The organism is Streptomyces sp. NPDC107559 (assembly GCF_055657365.1).
Genome location: NZ_JBVKBD010000062.1, coordinates 1 through 1441, shown reverse-complemented (window position 1 = coordinate 1441; position 1441 = coordinate 1). Strand labels below are relative to the sequence as shown.

Here is a 1441-nt window from a genome sequence, read left to right as displayed (position 1 = left end):
AGGAGACTTCCCAATGACGTTGTCAAGCCGCTGCCGTGACCGGTGGTGTGGCTTGGTAGCACGCTCCGTCGCGGATCATGGCCCACAGGACGTTGGCCCGGCGGCGGGCGAGCGCCAGCAGCGCCTGCTTGTGTCCTTTGCCTTCGGCCCGCTTGCGTTCGTAGAAGCGCTTGGAGGCCAGGCAGCTTCGGAGGCTGGCGAATGCGGAGAGGTAGAAGGCGCGGAGCAGGCCGCGGTGGTAGCGGCGCGGGCGGTGGAGGTTGCCGCTGACGCGTCCGGAATCGCGGGGGACGGGGGCAAGGCCGGCGTAGCCGGCCAGGCGGTCGGCAGTGCCGAAAGCGTCCATGTCGCCGCCCGTCGCGGCGAGGAACTCCGCGCTCAGCATGGCGCCCATGCCCGGCAGGCTCTGGATCACTTCGGCGTGCGGGTGCTCGCGAAACCGGGCCTCGATCAGGGCTTCGATCTCGGCGATCTCCTCATCGAGGGCCATCACCCCCTTCGCCAGGCGGGCCACCATGGTGGCCGCGAGTTTCTCGCCGGGCAGTGCGGTGTTCTGGGCCTCGGCTGCCTCCACGACGGCTTTGGCCAGGGCAGCACTGCCGTAGACCTTGCGGTTTTTGAGCCAGGTGGTGATGCGCGGGATGCCGGCGCGGCGGATCGCGGCCGGGGTCTGGTAGCCGGTCAGCAGCAGGATCGGGCCCTTCCTGGTCAGGTCCAGGGCGCGTTCCAACGCGGGGAAGATCTCCAGCAGTTGAGCGCGAAGGCGGTTGATCTGCCGGGTGCGGTCACAGACCAGGTCGGTGCGGCGAGTGACCAGGGTGCGCAGGTCGACGGATATCTCGTCTCCGGGCCGCAGGACGCCGAGGTCGGTGCGCATGCGGGCCTGGTCGGCGATGACGAAGGCGTCCTTCGCGTCGGTCTTGGCCTGGCTCCGGTAGCCGGCCGAGGCGCGGTGGACGGCCAGGCCGGTGATGTAGGTGATGCGCTGGTCGTGGCCGACCAGCAGGCCGAGCAGGAGCGCGGCACCGCCATGGTTGATGTCCACCGCCCAGAGCACGTCGCGCGACAGCTCCAGCACGTCGGCCACGAGCTTGAGCAGCTCGGTCTCGTCGTTCAGCACCCGCCGCGACAGCAGCCGCTTGCCCTGGGCGTCGATCACCACGCAGTGGTGGTGTTCCTTGCCGATGTCCACTCCGGCCCAGATCTCGGGCACGGCCACCTCCGCCAGCTCGTCGTGCATGAACCCGGCAGACGACCTCGCCGACGTTGTCCTACACAGCGATCGGGTCGCGTCTCCCAATTAGCGGTCGAGTCGTCGCGGGGCTCCGGGCGGCCAAGTCTCCTGAGCCATCCAGCGGCGTGCCTGTGACAGCCATACCCAGAGCCCCTGGGCCCATCGATCTTACGAATGACCGATCAAGCCCAAGAAGAAAGGTAGGAC

At 68.7% G+C, this 1441-nt stretch carries 1 protein-coding gene; it reads right to left on the bottom strand.

The annotated features are described in order from the left end of the window. Positions 1–22: 22 nt before the first annotated feature. Positions 23–1240 (bottom strand): IS110 family RNA-guided transposase, encoded by a 1218-nt coding sequence (locus tag ACZ7OY_RS44610; protein ID WP_472251225.1) that lies wholly within the window; start codon positions 1238–1240, stop codon positions 23–25. Between the last annotated feature and the right edge of the window lie 201 nt (positions 1241–1441).